This is a genomic window from Psychrobacter sp. 1U2, assembly GCF_051847575.1.
The window spans coordinates 1-760 of the sequence record NZ_JBPYDC010000955.1 but is presented as its reverse complement, the minus strand read 5'-3'; the positions used below and the strand labels follow the sequence as shown (position 1 = coordinate 760).

1 protein-coding gene is annotated in these 760 nt (G+C 40.3%); it reads left to right on the top strand.

What is annotated here, in order from left to right; all coding sequences use genetic code 11:
* Nucleotides 1-384: 384 nt before the first annotated feature.
* Nucleotides 385-760: GFA family protein (locus tag ACS8FD_RS19765; RefSeq protein ID WP_439277120.1), on the top strand; the 376-nt coding region annotated here is incomplete at its 3' end.

The window sequence follows — 760 nt, the reverse complement described above, 5'->3', positions numbered from 1 at the left end:
GGTACGCTCAAGCTACTTTGCCGATCGTCAGTATTACGGCGAGGACTGCCCTGCGCCGGTTCGTAGCAAAAAGGCATTGGCAGCTGAAGGTAAGCTTGGCTGCTAGTCTATGATTGACTATGCTAGTGATAGAAAGTTAGTTATACATAAAAAAGAGACCTACTATTGGTCTCTTTTTTATTGGATTTTTATAAAAACCATACTACTTTTTCATACAGCGATTCTAATGAGCCTTAGAACTTGAAAACTAACTTATTGAAAAATTAAACTATTAGTCAATTTTTCTACTCAAAGTGACTACATTAGTACGTTAAGATAGTGCTATATTTTGCATTAATAAATGATGCTAACTCTCTTACCCTCTTATTAATGAAGGACTAACTAATGAGCAGCGAATTTACCCCACAAGATGGCTCTTGCTCCTGCTATAGCAATACCTATACGATCACCCATACGCCTATTGCGCGCTTTATTTGCCACTGCACTATTTGTCAGGATTACACAGGAAAGGCATATAACGATGTTACAGTTTTGCTAAAATCGGATATTAGCGAATTAGAGATAAATAAAACGCGTTTTCGCCGCTGGAAACTACCGCCGAATATTAGCCGCGGCCTTTGTAAATATTGTCACAAACCCAGTATAGAAATGGCGGTAGGCGGTAACCTTGTATTAGTACCGACGGACAACTACCCAGATATCGACGCCTTGCCTCAGCCGTCTATGCATCTGTTTTATCATCGCCGCGTTAGAAATGCGG